We start from the raw sequence: 17,052 nt of genomic DNA, 5'->3' as shown, positions 1-17,052 counted from the left end.
GGGCTATTCTATTCTGTGAGTCATAGACTGACTTTGAAGCAAGCTATTTGCTTTCGTCTTTCTTACGGAAACCATCTAAGATGATCATCGCAGCACCGATACAGATTCCCATATCAGCTAAGTTAAATGCAGGCCAGTGGTAAGTGCCCCAGTAGAAGTCTAAGTAATCGACAACAAAGCCATGTACGACTCGGTCAAACACATTACCTACTGCACCACCAATGATGATCGCATAAGCAATGTTATTCCACTTCTCTGTTGCTGGTAGTTTGCTCATCCAGTACGTCAGCATACCTGTTACCGCAAATGCGATACCCGTAAATAACCAACGCTGCCAACCACTTTGATCACTCAAGAAGCTAAACGCTGCACCGTAGTTATGCACGTACAAAAAGTTAAAGAATGGCAGCACCTCAATACGGTTTGCCCAACCATAACCCATATTGTCCATGACAAAGAGTTTAATGCCGATATCAGCCAAGAAGACCAATAGAGCCAGCCATAACCAACGTACACCAGATTGTTTTAACGAAACTTCACTCATTTCTATTCCTAGTATTTACGAAGTTGGTATTCATTGTTAGTCACCTTACGTGACCTTGATTACCAACTTGGTTAAACACATTTCCTATAACTAAAAATAACCCCAGTTGATACTGGGGCTATGATTTTTACAAAAAGTTCAGTCTTTCTCTGAGTCGTTATGCGAACTTACGCACTTCGCCTTCACCGTCGATGTTCGACACACAACGACCACAAACTTTCTCGTGACCTTCGATAGTGCCTACATCTGGAGTGTGGTGCCAGCAACGGTCACACTTCTCAGCTTCAGTAGCCGCAACTTCAACGAATAGACCAGCAACGTCTGTCGCTTGCGCTGCATCAGACTTCTCGCTCAGTGGCTTAACAACAGCTGCAGAGGTGATAAGTACGAAACGTAGCTCATCTTCTAGCTTGTTGATTTTAGCCGCTAGTGCATCGTCAGCGTATAGAGTAACTTCAGCTTGCAGTGCACCACCGATCGTTTTCTCTTTACGAGCATCTTCAAGAAGCTTGTTCACTGCGCCACGAACAGACTGGATTTCAGTCCAGAATTCGTTGCTTAGCTCTTCGCCTTCTGCAAGACCAAATAGACCTTCGAACCACTCACCTGTGAATACGAACGTGTCGCGCTGCTCTCCAGTTGGTAAAGAGCTTGGCATTTCGTTCCAAATTTCATCTGCAGTGAACGACATGATAGGTGCCATCCAACGAACTAGAGCTTCTACGATGTAGTAAAGCGCCGTTTGACAGCTACGTTGAGCATGGCTGCCCTGCTTCGCTGTGTACTGACGGTCTTTGATTACGTCTAGGTAGAAAGAACCCATTTCGATAGAACAGAACTGCATTAGACGTTGAGTCACACCGTGAGTGTTGTACTCGCCGTATGCTTTAACAATCTCTTCTTGTGCAGCTTGAGCACGGCCAACAGCCCAGCGATCAAGTGCAACCATCTCTTCAGCAGGAACTAGGTCAGTTTCAGGGTTGAAACCGTTCAAGTTCGCTAGGAAGAAACGAGCCGTGTTACGAATACGACGGTAAGCATCCGCTGAACGCTTCAGGATTTCATCAGAAACCGCAACTTCACCCGTGTAGTCTGTAGAAGCAACCCATAGACGCAGGATATCTGCACCTAGCTTGTTGGTTACGTCTTTAGGAGCAACAACGTTACCGATAGATTTAGACATCTTACGGCCGTTACCATCCACTACGAAACCGTGCGTTAGTACTTGCTTGTACGGTGCTTCGTCTTTCATCGCGATAGATGAAATTAGAGAAGACTGGAACCAACCACGGTGTTGGTCTGAACCTTCAAGGTAAAGATCAGCACTGTGAGTGCGCTCTTCGTTCGGGAAGTTGTACTCTTCACGAGAATCAACAACAGAGAAGTGCGTAACACCTGAGTCGAACCATACGTCTAACGTATCCATTACTTTTTCGTACTTATCAGCGTCTTCTGCGCCCATAAGTTCAGCAGCGTCTACATCCCACCAAGCTTGAATGCCTTTCTCTTCAACTAGCTTCGCAACTTTTTCAATAAGCGCTGGGCTTTCTGGGTGAAGTTCTGCTGTTTCTTTATGAACAAACAAAGCAATTGGCACACCCCAAGTACGTTGACGAGAGATACACCACTCAGGACGACCTTCAACCATGCCTTCGATACGGCTTTGACCCCATTCAGGCAACCACTCAACACTCTTGATTGACTCTAGTGCTTTAGCACGTAGGCCAGCTTGATCCATAGAGATGAACCATTGTGGTGTTGCGCGGAAGATGATTGGAGTTTTGTGTCTCCAACAGTGTGGGTAGCTGTGCTCGTAAGCGTGGTGATGCAGAAGTGCACCTTTCTCTTTTAGAACTTCTAAAACAGAGTCGTTCGCTTTGAATACGTGCTGACCAGCAAATAGCTCTGTATCTGGCAGGTAAACGCCGTTAGAACCAACTGGGTTAGCGATTTCTAGGTTGTACTTTTTACCAACCACGAAATCTTCTTGACCGTGACCAGGCGCAGTGTGAACCACACCAGTACCTGAATCTGTTGTTACGTGATCGCCAAGAACTGCAGGAACAGTAAAGTCGTAGAACGGGTGGTTGAACTGAGAAAGCTCAAGATCAGCACCTGTAGCAAAACCAAGGTTGTGGAAGTGCTCGATACCTGCACGATCCATTACGTCTTTTGCTAGTTCAGAAGCAACAACGATACGTTGAGCAGGCTGGTCGCCATTCGCTTCAACTTGGATAAGCACGTATTCAAGATCATCACGTAGACATACTGCGCGGTTAGCAGGCAGAGTCCATGGTGTTGTTGTCCAGATAACGATAGAAATTTCGCCTTGACCCGCATGACCTTCAGCTAGAGTAAATTTCTCTAGAAGCGCCGCTTCGTCAGCTGCTGTAAATTTCACATCGATAGATGGAGAAACTTTATCTTTGTATTCAACTTCAGCTTCAGCCAGAGCAGAACCACAATCAGTACACCAGTGAACGGGTTTGAAACCTTTAAGAAGGTGACCTTTGTCTGCGATTTTGCCAAGAGAACGAATGATGTTCGCTTCTGTGCCAAAATCCATAGTGCGATAAGGTTTGTCCCACTCGCCCATGATGCCAAGACGTTTGAAGCTCTCTTTCTGACCTTCAACTTGACCCGCAGCGTACTTTCGACACTCTTCGCGGAATTCAGCCGCCGAAATCTTCTGACCAGGCTTACCTTTCTTCTTCTCAACCATTAGCTCGATTGGAAGACCGTGACAGTCCCAACCAGGGATGTACGGTGCATCAAAACCAGAAAGGGTCTTAGATTTGATAATAATGTCTTTAAGAATCTTATTCAGCGCGTGGCCAATGTGAATATCGCCGTTCGCGTATGGAGGGCCATCATGCAGTACGAAAGATTTTTTACCTTTCTTTGCCTTACGGATTTCGCCGTAAAGATCTTCTTTGTACCAACGCTTCAGCATTTCTGGCTCACGATTTGCCAGATTGCCGCGCATTGGGAACCCTGTTTCTGGTAAGTTCAGGGTATCTTTATAATCACTCATCGATTCTTAATTCCGTTATATTGGGCGAAGTTAGACATTATGTTAATCGGTGGAATCATCCGATTAATTCTTTAGCTGAAGCAGCCACACCCTTGCGGCTTCAGCATCCAATTCTATTTGATTCTTTAGTGCGTCGAACGATTCAAATTTTATCTCGTCGCGCAGTTTGTGCAAAAGTCGTACTTCTAACTGTTTACCATATAAATTGGCTTTAAAGTCAAAAAAATGCACTTCCAATTGCTGCCTTACCCCATTAACTGTTGGTCGTTGTCCAATATTAGCAACGCCACCGACAGGAACACCGTCGATATCCAAAGCTTCAACAACATACACTCCCGATACAGGAGAAACACAACGCTTTAATGGAATATTAGCGGTAGGGAAACCGATAGTTCTCCCTAGTTTTCGACCATGGGACACTCGACCACTAATACTGTAATCACGTCCTAACATGGTAGCACTTGCAGCCAAGTCATCGACCGCTAATGCATTTCGTATCTCAGTACTGCTTACTCGTAATTGGTTTAAGCAATAGCTTTGGGTGCTGACCACCTCAAAACCGTACTTCTCGCCCGCCTCTTTGAGCATAGCGAAATTACCGGTACGACCTTTACCAAAGCAAAAATCGTCACCAACCACCAAGAACTTCACACCAAGCTTATCAACCAAAAGATCCTTAATGAATGCTTCCGCGGATAAACTTGCAAAATACTGATTAAAATTAACACACAATAAGCGACTGATATCTAGCTTACTCAGTTGCACGTATTTGTCTCGTAAACGAGTTAAACGTGCTGGCGCTCTATCTCGGGCAAACAGCTCCATAGGCTGCGGTTCAAACGTCATAACAACAGAAGGTAGCCCTAATGCTGCAGCTTGTTTAGAAACCTGACTCAAAACCTCTTGATGTCCTAAATGAACACCATCGAAGTTACCTATGGTTAATACACAGCCATGATGCTGCGCTTTAATATTGTGTATACCTCGGATCAGTTCCATTATGATCAGCTAAAACCTGTTATTTGCATCATTTATTGTGTGAAACCGACGGATTATATACTAATCAGTATTAATCTGTCGCTGCTTTTAAATGTTTTACTCGGATACCTAAAATCAGTACCGAAACAATATAAACAAAGCCACCAAGTCCAATCAAGCCAGTTAATGTCAGCGCTCTCTGGCTAAAGCTCCATTCAAGCCAATGTTGCATATTATCCAGCTGCCATAAAATAGCCGCTACCATCACCACACCTGAGATAATTAATTTGGCACTGAACAACAAGGTTGTCTTAGTTAATTGATACACACCAGCAAGGTGCAATCCTCGATATAACAAGGCCATATTCACAAAGGCAGACAGTGCCGTCGCAATCGCCAAACCCACATAGCCATAAAAATAAGCAAAGATCGCGTTAAACACCATATTGGTCACCATAGCGATAATGCCGTACTTAACCGGTGTTTTGGTATCTTGGCGAGAGTAATAGCCCGGAGCTAAAACTTTAATCAGCATGAAATTAAGCAAGCCTGATGCGTAAACTACCAATGACATCGATGCTTGCTGTACATCGTGTGGAGAGAACTCACCACGCATAAATAGCACCATCAACATGGGTTTAGCTAAAACGATAAGACCTAACATCGCAGGAATACCAAGCAGCAACACCATGCGCACGCCCCAATCCATGGTATGCGCGAACCCTTCCCCTTGAGCATCTACGTGTTTACGAGACAAAGCAGGAAGAATCACAGTCGCAATCGCGATACCGAATAAACCGAGAGGAAATTCAAGCAGTCGGTCTGAGTAGTACAACCAACTGATAGAGCCTGTTGCGAGGAAGCTGGCAATAAAGGTATCAAACAATAAGTTGATTTGGCTGACCGATACACCGAACAGAGCAGGGATCATTAATGTGCGGATCTTAACCACACCCGGGTCTCTCCATCCCCACTTCGGCTTAACCAACACACCCGCTTTGATCAAGAAAGGCATTTGGAAAAGGAATTGGACTAAGCCACCAAGAAACACACCAATAGCCAAACCAATTTCTGGTTGTTCTAAATTAGGTGAGATAAACCATGCAGCGCCTATGATCATCACGTTCAAGAACACAGGAGTAAAAGAAGAGACCGCAAATTTACCTAATGTATTAAGAATGGCACCAGATAAAGCGACGAAGGTGATAAACCATAAATAAGGAAAGGTAATCTTGAGCATAAAGCTCGCTAGCTCAAATTTGGGTGCTGATGGGCCATCATTTAGCCAGTCGATAAACCAACCCGCACCAAACATCGCGGTGATCACGCCAGAGCCCAATACCCCGATGACGGTGACAATAGAAACTAAAACCCCGAGCGTCCCCGACACCTTAGCAATTAAATCTCGTGTCTTATCTTTATCACCTGCGGCGTGATATTCCGTTAATACAGGAACAAACGCTTGAGAAAACGCACCTTCTGCAAAAAGTCGACGTAAGAAATTAGGAATTTTATTAGCGAAGAAAAATACGTCGGCACTCGCTCCTGCCCCCATCAAATTTGCTACTACTACATCACGTACTAGCCCCAATACACGGGAAACAAAAGTCATTGCGCTGACAATCAGGCCTGACTTTAATAGTCGTTTACTCACAGAAACCTCTGACACTGGTTGATTACTTTCAAGCGAGGATAAATACTATCCTGTCCTAAGAAGCATATTTATTAGCATTGGTCTAAAAATGCTGTTAGAATCCCCGCCATCTTAACCGCGATGACCTTTCCATACCAAAGTTTGTTTGGCTACGATTGGTTTTTGCACAAATCATTTGACAATTAAGCGCTAATGAGGGATAGTCCTCGCCCTTAAATTGTCACCGAACTAAGTTTTTGGGAGTTAGACCCTTGGCAAACAGTAAATCTGCTAAGAAGCGCGCTATCCAAGCTGAGAAACGTCGCCAGCACAATGCTAGCCGTCGTTCTATGATGCGCACTTACATGAAAAAGACTATCGCAGCTATCGCAGCTGGTGATAAAGAAGCTGCAACTGCTGCTCTTGTAGAAGTTACACCACTTCTTGACCGTATGGCGACTAAAGGCCTTATTCATAAGAATAAAGCTGCACGTCATAAGTCTCGTTTCGCTGCTGCAATCAAAGCTCTTTAATAGAAATTTGATTACAACGCAAAACGAAAAAAACCGGCCTAGGCCGGTTTTTTTATATCTAAATTTTGAGTAACGCTTTTATTTTACGTGCTAACAGCCGTTTTTCTGACCGATAAACAATTTAAGCAGATAGATAAAACAAACAATCAGAAAAATAAATAGAGAAGCAAATTGGTACGTAGATAGGTAGATAGATAGATAGATAGGTAAACACTAACGTTCAATGTGAAATGCTAACACTTCCTTGTGTCATTCTATCGCTGATAAGAAATCCCCCTCCCACCAGCAATAAGCTACTTGCAGTAAATACCATGCAGTAGGTTAATCATCGCTTTTACTTCTTCACTACTCAATGTGTAATACACAGTTTGAGCTTCTTTGCGAGTTTCGACCAAACCATCTCTTCTCAACCAAGCAAGATGTTGAGATAAAGCAGACTGACTCAGTTCCAACTTGCCACACAACTCCCCAACCGACAGTTCAGTGCCATGTAATAGGCACAAAATCTGTAAGCGACGCTCGTTAGCCATGGCTTTGAGTAGAATCACAGCTTGTGCTGAGTTCTTCTCCATCTCTTTTAAGTTCATAGTTTGGCTCCCTACAACCTTTACGCCAACTACGGGCTATCAGTATTTCCGGCATATTGCGGAGTTATGATAATCGATATCAATTCATTAACAAACTATCTCACTCGAACAATTTGCTAAAATCTGCGTCACATACGTTTTTTACTGCTGGATGTTGGATCATCCTCTCAGCAAATATGACGTAGTACTCCTCTTTTAACTCTTCAATACCGCCTAATAGTTGCAGTGATGTGTCGTCTTCCACTTCAGACATATAAATCGTCGGTGCTAAAAATATTACGTCATGATGGTAACGAGCAAAAGCCTTCATCAATGCGGCATCATCAAACTCACCTAAAATATCTGGCTTAAGCCCTTGTCTATCAAACCATTGCAGCACTTTACGACCCATTGAGGTTCGGCTGCCAGGGATCAAAAGCTTTCTTTGCTCCAATACAGCAGGGAAATTAACCCCTTCAACCTGACCTGAACTAAAAAAGCTCATTCCACTCTCACCCAGCTTTTTACTGAACAGGCCCGGGCTTTGACTAGAGTCCACCGGACAGTCAGACAAAATCATATCGAGCTTATGTTGAGAGAGTTGCTCAAGTAGCATTTCATGGGTCGATTCAAAACAGCGCAAGTGAATGCTGTTATCTGGAGGGATGGTCGACATCAGTATCTTACTGACGAGTCTTTTAGAGAGCGCATCCGCGACGCCAACATCAAACAGAATATTGGAGTGCTGGCTGTAATTCACGATGTCCAGCATCTCGTAACTCAGGCCAAACATACGATCGGCATATTTAAAGACCAGTTGCCCAAGCTCTGTAGGCTCAACACTTCGGCCATTACGCTTGGTCAACTTGCCATCCATGCGTTCTTCTAAGGCTTTTATCTGCCCCGTTACCGTTTGTGGTGTTAGGAATAGGGCTTCTGCAGCTTTAGTAACAGAGCCTTGCTTGCAAACCATCCAGAAGTAATACAGATGGTTGTAGTTGAGATGCGACATAGATGTGCCGTAATAAAAGAGTAGATACCCTTTTATATCAAATATGACACCGCCACTCAACAAACTCGGAAAAACCTAACCAAACATAGATTTACCACTTATTTTTTCGAAGTGTCTGATTTCATAATGTAATATTTCATCGATTATTTTCAATTTTTTTCTAACTTTTAAGATCTATATCACCTATAGAATTTCCATTAAAAAAACAATTCAAAACAACAACTTAAAACAACCACATTAGCAATTGGAATATTTAAAGAGTAAATCATCACAAAAAAGTCGCACCTAAACCAAAATGTAATATTACTGAAATATTTCCCCTCTAACATCACGCTCAGATTAAACAAACAGACCAAACACAGACTTAAACGGTCCAATGGAGAAAACATTATGAACCAAGCTACTACTGCAGCAGCGCCTATCTCGAGCACTACTCGTTGGCTACGCTGGGCTAACTTGGCATTCATGCTTTACCTACTATTACTTTCAGTTTCAATGGTTGGTACAGGCTTCAAATGGGCAACAGGCGAGCAAGCAAAGGTTCTTTTCGAATTTGCTTCACACCCAGTTGCAGGCTTAATGATTGGTTTAGTAGCAACAGCGCTTATTCAATCATCAAGTACAGTTACTTCAATTATCGTTGGCCTTGTGGCAGGTGGTTTACCTGTTGAGCTAGCAATTCCTATGATCATGGGTGCTAACATTGGTACTACGGTAACCAATACGCTAGTTAGCCTTGGTCACGTTCGTTGTAAAGAAGAGTTCAAACGTGCATTCGCAAGTGCGACAATCCACGACTTCTTTAACCTATTAGCCGTTGCTATCTTCCTACCACTAGAGATGGCGTTTGGAATTCTAGAGAAAATTTCTCACTGGTTAGTATCACCGATGCTAGCAACAGGTGATATGAGCATGGGTGGTCTTAACTTCATCAAGCCAATCACTAAGCCTGTTGTAAGTGCGATTAAAGAACCACTATCAACGTTTGGCGACACTGTTGGCGGCATCATGCTTATCGCTCTAGGTATCGCAACTATCTTCGTAGCTATTACTGTAATGGGTAAGCTGATGAAGAGCCTAATGGTTGGTCGTGCTCGTGAGATTCTAAAGAACGCAATCGGTCGTGGTCCAATCCACGGTATCGCTTCTGGCTCTATCGTGACTATCCTTGTTCAGTCTTCTTCTACGACAACAAGCTTGATGGTTCCACTAGTAGGTTCAGGTGTTCTTAAAGTACGTGACGTTTACCCATTCACTCTGGGTGCAAACATCGGTACATGTATTACGGCTCTACTTGCAGCTACAGCAGTGTCTGGTGAGTTCGCAGTATTCGCACTACAAATTGCTCTAGTACACTTGGTGTTCAACATCATGTCAACGGTATTCATCTTCGGTATCCCGTTCCTACGTGAACTTCCAGTTAAAGCGGCAGACATGATTTCAGACATGGCTGTGAAGAACAAAGCTGTAGTGGCTGGTTACCTTGTTGCGGTATTCCTTGTACTGCCTGGTAGCGTGTTAGCTCTTACCGCTTAATAGCAAAATAAACATCGCTTATAGCAAAGCCCGCTACCTCCTAGGTTGCGGGCTTTTTCTTTTTAAGAGCAGATACGGGATTCGGGTAAACGAGTAACGAAGAGCTAAAATCAAATTCGAGATATGAGTAAGCTTGTGACAAGAGCTGAAACTGATACGATATAAGAGTAAATCGGTAAGGTAAGCATTACTCACCAAAGAAGTCCGTTCTAGCTCTTCGTATCCCGCATCTCGTTTACCCGCATCTATATATTTCCGTCATTCCCTACAGCGAGGAACGAGCGTGATAGGGAATCCCACAAACACACCACGAAAGAGACTCCCAACTCCTTCCTTCGTCAGTCTAGGGAATGATGAATCGAAAAAAGATTCGAGATGCGTGTAAGCGAGTATCGAAGAGAAAGAGCCAATGCGCGTTGAGAGTATACGAGTAACATAAAGCATCACACAGCATATGATTTCTCTGCTCTTCGAATCTCGATTACTCGTCACTGTAACTTAGATACAAAAAAGGCTGCACAGAGGCAGCCTTTCAATCAAACAAAGCGAGTGAGATTAAACCGAGAATGGGTACTTAATCGCTTCGTGGCATTCGTAACCTTCAACCCAGAAGTCATCCATCGTTACCCATGTTTCCAAATCTTCTAGAGACTTAATCTGAGGATTGATATGGAATGTTGGGCCAGCTAACGGCTCACGCTTTAACTGGATATCACGCATAGGTGCAAGTTGATCTTCGTAAATATGAGCATTTACTAGCTTATGGTAAGCCACGCCAGCTTTCTTACCCGTGATTTGCGCTATGATAGCTAGGAAGACATACACTTGAACCATGTTGAAGTTCAGGCCTAGGGGTACATCGCAAGAGCGCTGAGTGCTGTTTAGGTACAGAGTATCACCAAGTAGTGAGAAGTGATGGCTGTACATACACGGACGCAAACATCCCATGTGGAACTCACCTGGGTTGTAGAAGTTTAAGATCTCGCCGCGGTCATCAATACCGTTAGTTAGATCATCAACAATCTTCTTCAGTTGGTCGATATGACCGCCGTCAGGTTTTGCCCATGCACGTCCTTGAACGCCATAAACACGGCCCATGTCATCTTCACCCTTGCGGTAAGGGTTATTCAGCCATGCTTCATTCAGGTTAGAATTCGCATCCCAAGTTTTAGTCCCTAGCTTACGAAAATCTTCAGCATTGTCGTAACCACGGATATAGCCAAGCAGCTCAGCAACTGCGGCTTTCCAAAAACTCTTACGCGTTGTTACCAGTGGGAATTGGTTATTACCAACATCATATTCAAGGTCAGCATTGATCACGGTTAGGCAACGCTTGCCCGTGCGTTCATTTTCAATCCAAGTACCGTCATCAACGATACGCTGACAGAGATCTAAATACTGTTTCACACCAATTCCTTACTTCGTTTGTTGTGGTAATTCGTCTTTGTAGTGACCACGCTTGTATGCCCACACCATCATCAGCACACCGATGATAACCATTGGCAGTGACAAAATTTGTCCCATAGAGATAAATCCACCGAACAAACCTAGGTGAGCATCAGGTTCACGTACGTATTCTACTAAGAAGCGGAATGTACCATATCCAGCTAGGAATAACCCTGATACAGAACCAAGAGGACGCGGCTTTTTGATAAACCAGTTCAAGATGAAGAACAGCACGATACCTTCAAGCGCCATCTCGTAAAGTTGAGATGGGTGACGAGGAAGTGGACCACCGTTAGGGAACACAATCGCCCATGGCACATCAGTCACACGGCCCCAAAGCTCGCTGTTCATGAAGTTACCTAGACGGCCCATACCTAAACCAAATGGGACGAGTGGTGCAATCATGTCTGCCACGCCAAAGAAGGTGCGACCATTCTTTTTCGCATACCAGAACATTGCGGTGATAACACCCAGCAAGCCACCGTGGAAAGACATACCGCCAGTCCATACCTTAAATAGGTACAGTGGGTCTGCTAGGAAAAGGTCAAAGTTGTAGAAAAGTACGTAGCCAATACGACCACCCAACACCACACCTAGAAAGCCAGCAAACAGTAAGTCTGATACTTGCTCTCGAGTCCAACCACTACCCGGTTGATCAGCTCGGCGATTTGCTAACCAAAGAGCAAACATAAAACCGACAAGGTACATTAGGCCGTACCAACGAACTGAGATTGGTCCTAGTTCAATAAGAACAGGATCGATATTTGGGAATTCGATAAAACCCTGAGACATACTTGGCTCTCTATCTAAATTGATTAACGGTTAGCTCAATGACTAACAGAAAAGACACTACAGCAGCATTGTGGCTGCTATAAACATTAAAAATACCGCAAAGAATTTCTTCAGCACAGGGGTTGGCAATTGAGTGGCCAGTTTCGCACCCACTCGAGTGGTCAAAACTGAGGTACAAGATATCGCGATCAAAGCCGGTAGATAAACATAACCCAAGCTATACGCAGGAAGATCATCGACAGAAGATCCATGCCAAATGAAACCTAGCATTCCCGAAATCGCGATAACACAACCGCATACCGAAGATGAGCCGACGGCTTTACGCATTTCCACACCGTGATGGTTAAGGAAAGGTACCGATAAAGACCCACCGCCAATGCCCGCTAAGCTTGATACCAAACCAATCCCGCCGCCACACAACACGGTTTTAGCTGAACCCGGCATCGATTTTTGGCTCTTGGAGCGAATCGACAATAGCATTTGCAACGCCAACACCAAAACAATCACACCAAAGACTTTTGGTAAGTATTGAGCTGGAATTACATCGGCCACGAAAGAGCCGAGGAAGCCACCTATCACCACACCTGGCATCAACCATTTAACGACAAACATCTCTACGTTACCCAACTTTAGATGGTTAATCGCAGACGATCCCGACGTAACGATGATGGTTGATAGCGAAGTAGCCAATGCCATTTGCATCGCAAACTCTTGGGGGATACCCGCTTTAGGAAGCAAAAACAGTAAGGCAGGAACAACCAGCAAACCACCACCAATGCCTAGCAAGCCTGCTAAAACACCAACAATAGCACCAAGGCCCGCTAACAAGCCTATCAGTTCATATGACACGTTAAATCCTATTTTTTACCTGCTCGAATGAAGCCTGTAAATTCACGCTCTTCGAAATAGTTCAGCATCATACTATAGATGTCACTACCATACGGTTTTGAAAGTGCCTTATTTGCCAAATCCTGTAATTCAGCCAAGTTCGACTGACGAATCAAATATTTGGTTCTTGCGACATTCGAGGTATTCATACTTAACGTCTCATACCCCAATCCAATCAATAGCAGCGCGCCCATCGGGTCACCGGCTAACTCGCCACAAATACAAACAGGTAATTGATATTGCTTACAAGTATCATGAATTTGTTTTAATGCCATGATCACCGCAGGGTGCATTGATTCATAGACATCGGATACTCGTGAATTGTTCCGATCAACCGCTAATAAATATTGGGTTAAGTCGTTGGTACCGACTGAAACAAAGTCGACCTTATGCGCAATCAGCGGCAGTATGTACAGCATGGATGGCACTTCAATCATGATACCAACGCGAGGCATACGCACTCGGTTATCAAGCTCATGCACTTCATCATACGCTTGTTCAATCAACTGTAGCGCGTCATCCAACTCCTGTGCACCAGAGATCATCGGCAGCAAAATACTCAAGTTATGGCTTTCACAGCTCGCACGTAGCATGGCACGTAACTGAATAATAAAGATGTCAGGATGATCGAGCGTAAACCGAATACCACGCCAACCAAGGAATGGATTGTCCTCTTCGATAGGAAAATACGGTAAGGCCTTATCACCACCGATATCGAGTGTACGCATCACCACTTGTTTCTCTGGGTAGCTTGCCAGTACAGAACGATACTGCTTGAATTGTTCATCCTCTGACGGGAATCTTTGCTGCAACAAGAAAGAAATTTCAGTTCGATACAGCCCTACGCCATCAACGCCTTGGTTGATAGCGATGTTAGTGTCTGCACTTAAACCCGCATTAAGCAGAATCTCGACTTGCTTGTTGTCTTGCGTTTTTGCCGGTAGGTACAGCTCGCGATTGACCATAGAGGAGAGCTCACTCTCTTCTAGAATCAGCCCTCGATACTCTTTGAGCAGGCTTTTAGTCGGCTCAATAAAGATCTCACCGCTATACCCATCAACAATCGCTCGCTTGCCATTAGCTTGAGCTAGGTTGAGGTTTACCCCCATGACGGAAGGTATGCCAAGCGCTCGAGATAAAATCGCTGCGTGCGAGTTCGCCGCCCCTTCCAAGGAAATCACCGCTAAGAGCTTTTCTTTGGGAATAGACGCTAATACCGAAGCGGTTAACTCACGAACCACTAGGATAATCGGCTTATCTAACGTGCGAAGTTCATGTTCAGAGTTGTGGAGGAAATAGAGCAGCCTTTGTCCGAGCTCTCGGATGTCTTGTGCTCTCTCACGAAGATACACGTCCGACATACGAGCAAAGCGATTAGAATAACTCTCTACAACCTGTCTTAGTGCCCAATCGGCTTTATCGCCTTTCTGGATTTGGCTTTTTAGATCCTTACGCAGCATAGGATCGTTGAGTAAGTGAGTAAACAGGTCAAAGATCGCCAACGCATCTTTATTGATTTCGCTATCTAAGCGCTTTCGCATGCGCTTAAAGTCATTGAGGGCGTTTTCAACCGCTACCGCCAACAACTCATGCTCTCTCTCTATATTGAGCGTCGAAGCAGGATAAACATCGGTGAGTTCAGGCTGAGTGTTGTCCCACCATAAGTCACCAATCGCCACGCCCGATGAAGCTGCAATACCTTTAGTAGCCGGTAGCTTCTGTTGCTCTAACAGCCAATGGCCTTGAGTTTGGGCGTGCGCCACAATAACGGCAAGTTGTGCAGAGAGCGTGACAAGGAAGGATTCTTCCATCTCACTAAATAAACGTGGGGTCTTCTGTTGAATGACCAATACACCGAGCACTTGCTTGCGGTGGATAATCGGAGTACCGAGAAAAGAGTGATAGACGTTTTCTCCAAGCTCTGGAAAAAACTTATAAGCAGGGTGAGCAGACGCTTGTGCAAGGTTGATAGGTTCAGCACTTCTTTTAACAAGGCCAACCAGACCTTCGTCAAAACCAATGTGAATGCTATTGCCTTTGAAGATCAGGCCTTGAGTTGCCATCAACTCAAGGCGCTGCATATCATTATTTGCCAAATACACGGTGCAACATTCCGTCTGCATCGCACTGCATGTCTCTTTAACCAAAATATCAAGAGCCGTCGACACATCTTCAACTCTTGATACGTGTTCAACTATTTCCCTTAGTTGACTGAGCATGCTTAACCTCTACGCAATTTGCGCTTTCCTTTTATTTTTCGCTCTTTAAACGGCATTGCTAAAGATGCGAACTCTTTCATCGCTCGACGGTAAACATCTCGCTTGAAAGAAACAACTTGTCGAACTGGGTACCAGTAACTCACCCAACGCCAACCATCAAACTCAGGTGTACTTCCACGCTGCATATTGATATGCGATTCATCGCAATCTAAGCGCAAAAGGAACCACTTCTGTTTTTGTCCAATACAGACAGGTTTAGAATCCCACCGAACCAGTCGTTTGGGTAGCTTGTAGCGTAACCAATGACGACTTGTCGCGACGATCTTTACATCCTTTTTAGTAAGGCCAACCTCTTCATACAACTCGCGGTACATTGCCTGTTCCGGAGTCTCACCTTCATCTATTCCCCCTTGAGGGAATTGCCATGAATGTTGCCCGTATCGTTTAGCCCAGAAGACCTGACCATGGTTGTTACAGATTACAATACCAACATTTAATCGGTAACCATCGCCATCTATCACTGGCCAACCTCTATCTAAATTTTTAATTACTCTGATTTTTCCACATATCCCCAATCGGAGCAAACTTAGTGACGTGATAAGCGCTATATTTATGAATAATAACTAGGAATATGGATAAGTTTTGCTCAAATTCTAGTTACCCACACAATAGTGAGACATAGACCACATTTATTCACCTTTTCTGTGAATAACTATGTGAAGAATTACCCGCAATCGTTTTTTTTAATCCATAGATTCATCAACACCAAAAACAACAAATCAGTCAAAATAATTTTATTATTATATAAATCAGTAAATTAAAATAAAATTCTAGTTTTAAAAAACATTAGAAATGTAAAAGATCTTTCAGAAACCTGACATGGTTAAAGATCAACCACTCCGATGTTTATCCACACTACTAAGTGAAAGATTCATTTTGAACCCCATTTGGCAAGCATTTTATCCACCATAAACCCCTGTTTATTTATCCACTAAATTAATATTTCAATTAATTACCTTTATGTCCTGTGGATAACCCTGAGTTTGATCCCTTTTCTCGCAAGGAGATCATTTCTTAACCAGTCGTCATTTGGTGATAACTTCTGATAAAATCATTTTTTTTGATCATGCCTTTTATTATGAAACCAGAACCACAAACACAACAAGAGCTGTTAGAGCGCGCGTATGCCATCGCCGGAATGACCTTTAAAGAGCTCGCTGACGAAGCTGAGATGGTGATGCCAAACGACCTTAAGCGTGATAAAGGCTGGGTTGGGCAGCTATTGGAATGGCACTTGGGTGCACCTGCAGGCAGTAAGCCAGAACAAGATTTTGCCAAGCTCGGTATTGAGCTAAAAAGCATTCCGATTAGCTACTCTGGCAAGCCACTCGAAACCACCTTTGTGTGTGTTGCTCCTTTGATGGGTGTGCAAGGCATAACTTGGGAAACCAGCCACGTTCGAAACAAGCTGTCTAAGGTGTTGTGGATCCCTGTCGAGGGAGAAAGAGAGATCCCGCTAGCAGAGAGGCATGTAGGATCCCCATTATTATGGACACCTAGCCAAGCTGAAGACGAACTCTTGAAGCGAGATTGGGAAGAACTGATGGAGTTGATCGTTTTAGGCAATGTTGAACAGATAACAGCAAGACACGGTGAAGCACTGCATTTACGTCCGAAGGCTGCTAACAGTCGTGTGTTAACGGAAGCTTACGGTGCAAGCGGAAAACCTATCAAAACTAAACCACGTGGTTTCTATCTGCGAACTCAATTCACCCATAAATTACTGACAACACATTACGCATAGATCGTTTAATCGAGCCTCGATAGCCAAAACTATCAGTGCGTTAAAAAACAGTCTGGAATTAGAATCA

At 44.1% G+C, this 17,052-nt stretch carries 14 protein-coding genes; 3 read left to right on the top strand and 11 right to left on the bottom strand.

Annotation, left to right across the window (positions count from 1 at the left end; all coding sequences use genetic code 11):
* Positions 1–43: 43 nt before the first annotated feature.
* The 4 genes from lspA to murJ all read right to left on the bottom strand — a co-directional run bounded on the left by lspA (position 44) and on the right by murJ (position 6,210).
* On the bottom strand, positions 44–544 hold the full coding sequence (lspA, locus tag AB4307_RS07710; protein ID WP_004739521.1) for a signal peptidase II: 501 nt from the start codon (positions 542–544) through the stop codon (positions 44–46).
* Between the two features lie 157 nt (positions 545–701).
* Positions 702–3,578, bottom strand: coding sequence for an isoleucine--tRNA ligase (ileS, locus tag AB4307_RS07705; protein ID WP_017059344.1), 2,877 nt, complete (start codon positions 3,576–3,578; stop codon positions 702–704).
* A gap of 63 nt (positions 3,579–3,641) precedes the next feature.
* Positions 3,642–4,577 (bottom strand): bifunctional riboflavin kinase/FAD synthetase, encoded by a 936-nt coding sequence (gene ribF, locus AB4307_RS07700; RefSeq protein WP_017062867.1) that lies wholly within the window; start codon positions 4,575–4,577, stop codon positions 3,642–3,644.
* Positions 4,578–4,647: 70 nt separating this feature from the next.
* Positions 4,648–6,210: a murein biosynthesis integral membrane protein MurJ gene (gene murJ, locus AB4307_RS07695; RefSeq protein ID WP_372131550.1), complete on the bottom strand. Its 1,563-nt coding sequence runs from the start codon at positions 6,208–6,210 to the stop codon at positions 4,648–4,650.
* Between the two features lie 251 nt (positions 6,211–6,461).
* Between murJ and rpsT the strand changes: the two genes are divergently transcribed.
* Positions 6,462–6,722: a 30S ribosomal protein S20 gene (rpsT, locus tag AB4307_RS07690; RefSeq protein ID WP_004739529.1), complete on the top strand. Its 261-nt coding sequence runs from the start codon at positions 6,462–6,464 to the stop codon at positions 6,720–6,722.
* A gap of 293 nt (positions 6,723–7,015) precedes the next feature.
* On the opposite strand, the gene AB4307_RS07685 is transcribed toward rpsT, so the two are convergent.
* Complete coding sequence (locus tag AB4307_RS07685) at positions 7,016–7,309, bottom strand: ArsR/SmtB family transcription factor (RefSeq protein ID WP_004735028.1); 294 nt, start codon at positions 7,307–7,309, stop codon at positions 7,016–7,018.
* A 100-nt stretch (positions 7,310–7,409) separates the two neighbouring features.
* Positions 7,410–8,300 (bottom strand): transcriptional activator NhaR, encoded by an 891-nt coding sequence (gene nhaR, locus AB4307_RS07680; RefSeq protein ID WP_017059341.1) that lies wholly within the window; start codon positions 8,298–8,300, stop codon positions 7,410–7,412.
* A gap of 390 nt (positions 8,301–8,690) precedes the next feature.
* Here nhaR and AB4307_RS07675 point away from each other — a divergent pair, with 390 nt between their 5' ends.
* Positions 8,691–9,836 (top strand): Na/Pi symporter, encoded by a 1,146-nt coding sequence (locus tag AB4307_RS07675; RefSeq protein ID WP_017059340.1) that lies wholly within the window; start codon positions 8,691–8,693, stop codon positions 9,834–9,836.
* A 555-nt stretch (positions 9,837–10,391) separates the two neighbouring features.
* Here AB4307_RS07675 and AB4307_RS07670 read toward each other — a convergent pair.
* Genes AB4307_RS07670 through rppH form a run of 5 tightly spaced genes read right to left on the bottom strand, consistent with a single transcriptional unit; the run spans position 10,392 to position 15,702 of the window.
* Positions 10,392–11,243, bottom strand: coding sequence for a thymidylate synthase (locus AB4307_RS07670; protein WP_372074517.1), 852 nt, complete (start codon positions 11,241–11,243; stop codon positions 10,392–10,394).
* A gap of 9 nt (positions 11,244–11,252) precedes the next feature.
* Positions 11,253–12,074, bottom strand: coding sequence for a prolipoprotein diacylglyceryl transferase (gene lgt, locus AB4307_RS07665; RefSeq protein WP_017059338.1), 822 nt, complete (start codon positions 12,072–12,074; stop codon positions 11,253–11,255).
* A gap of 57 nt (positions 12,075–12,131) precedes the next feature.
* Positions 12,132–12,923 (bottom strand): sulfite exporter TauE/SafE family protein, encoded by a 792-nt coding sequence (locus AB4307_RS07660; RefSeq protein WP_017059337.1) that lies wholly within the window; start codon positions 12,921–12,923, stop codon positions 12,132–12,134.
* A gap of 8 nt (positions 12,924–12,931) precedes the next feature.
* Positions 12,932–15,181: a phosphoenolpyruvate--protein phosphotransferase gene (gene ptsP / locus AB4307_RS07655; RefSeq protein ID WP_017059336.1), complete on the bottom strand. Its 2,250-nt coding sequence runs from the start codon at positions 15,179–15,181 to the stop codon at positions 12,932–12,934.
* 2 nt (positions 15,182–15,183) lie between these two features.
* Positions 15,184–15,702, bottom strand: a complete 519-nt coding sequence (gene rppH, locus AB4307_RS07650) for an RNA pyrophosphohydrolase (RefSeq protein ID WP_017059335.1) — start codon at positions 15,700–15,702, stop codon at positions 15,184–15,186.
* A 617-nt stretch (positions 15,703–16,319) separates the two neighbouring features.
* On the opposite strand from rppH, the gene mutH reads away from it, so the two are divergent.
* Positions 16,320–16,985 carry a DNA mismatch repair endonuclease MutH gene (gene mutH, locus AB4307_RS07645; protein ID WP_032546406.1) on the top strand — a complete coding sequence of 222 codons (666 nt, stop codon included), beginning with the start codon at positions 16,320–16,322 and terminating at the stop codon, positions 16,983–16,985.
* The last annotated feature ends 67 nt before the right edge of the window (positions 16,986–17,052 follow it).

This window comes from Vibrio sp. 10N.261.52.C2 (genome assembly GCF_041471425.1).
Taxonomy (GTDB): domain Bacteria; phylum Pseudomonadota; class Gammaproteobacteria; order Enterobacterales; family Vibrionaceae; genus Vibrio; species Vibrio crassostreae_C.
This window is presented reverse-complemented; position numbering and strand designations above follow the sequence as displayed.

Coding starts and splice junctions, on each gene's coding strand:
- mutH (WP_032546406.1), top strand. CDS start 16,320: ATGAAACCAGAACCACAAACACAACAAGAGCTGTTAGAGCGCGCGTAT.
- AB4307_RS07685 (WP_004735028.1), bottom strand. CDS start 7,309: ATGAACTTAAAAGAGATGGAGAAGAACTCAGCACAAGCTGTGATTCTA.
- ribF (WP_017062867.1), bottom strand. CDS start 4,577: ATGGAACTGATCCGAGGTATACACAATATTAAAGCGCAGCATCATGGC.
- lgt (WP_017059338.1), bottom strand. CDS start 12,074: ATGTCTCAGGGTTTTATCGAATTCCCAAATATCGATCCTGTTCTTATT.
- lspA (WP_004739521.1), bottom strand. CDS start 544: ATGAGTGAAGTTTCGTTAAAACAATCTGGTGTACGTTGGTTATGGCTG.
- ptsP (WP_017059336.1), bottom strand. CDS start 15,181: ATGCTCAGTCAACTAAGGGAAATAGTTGAACACGTATCAAGAGTTGAA.
- nhaR (WP_017059341.1), bottom strand. CDS start 8,300: ATGTCGCATCTCAACTACAACCATCTGTATTACTTCTGGATGGTTTGC.
- ileS (WP_017059344.1), bottom strand. CDS start 3,578: ATGAGTGATTATAAAGATACCCTGAACTTACCAGAAACAGGGTTCCCA.
- AB4307_RS07675 (WP_017059340.1), top strand. CDS start 8,691: ATGAACCAAGCTACTACTGCAGCAGCGCCTATCTCGAGCACTACTCGT.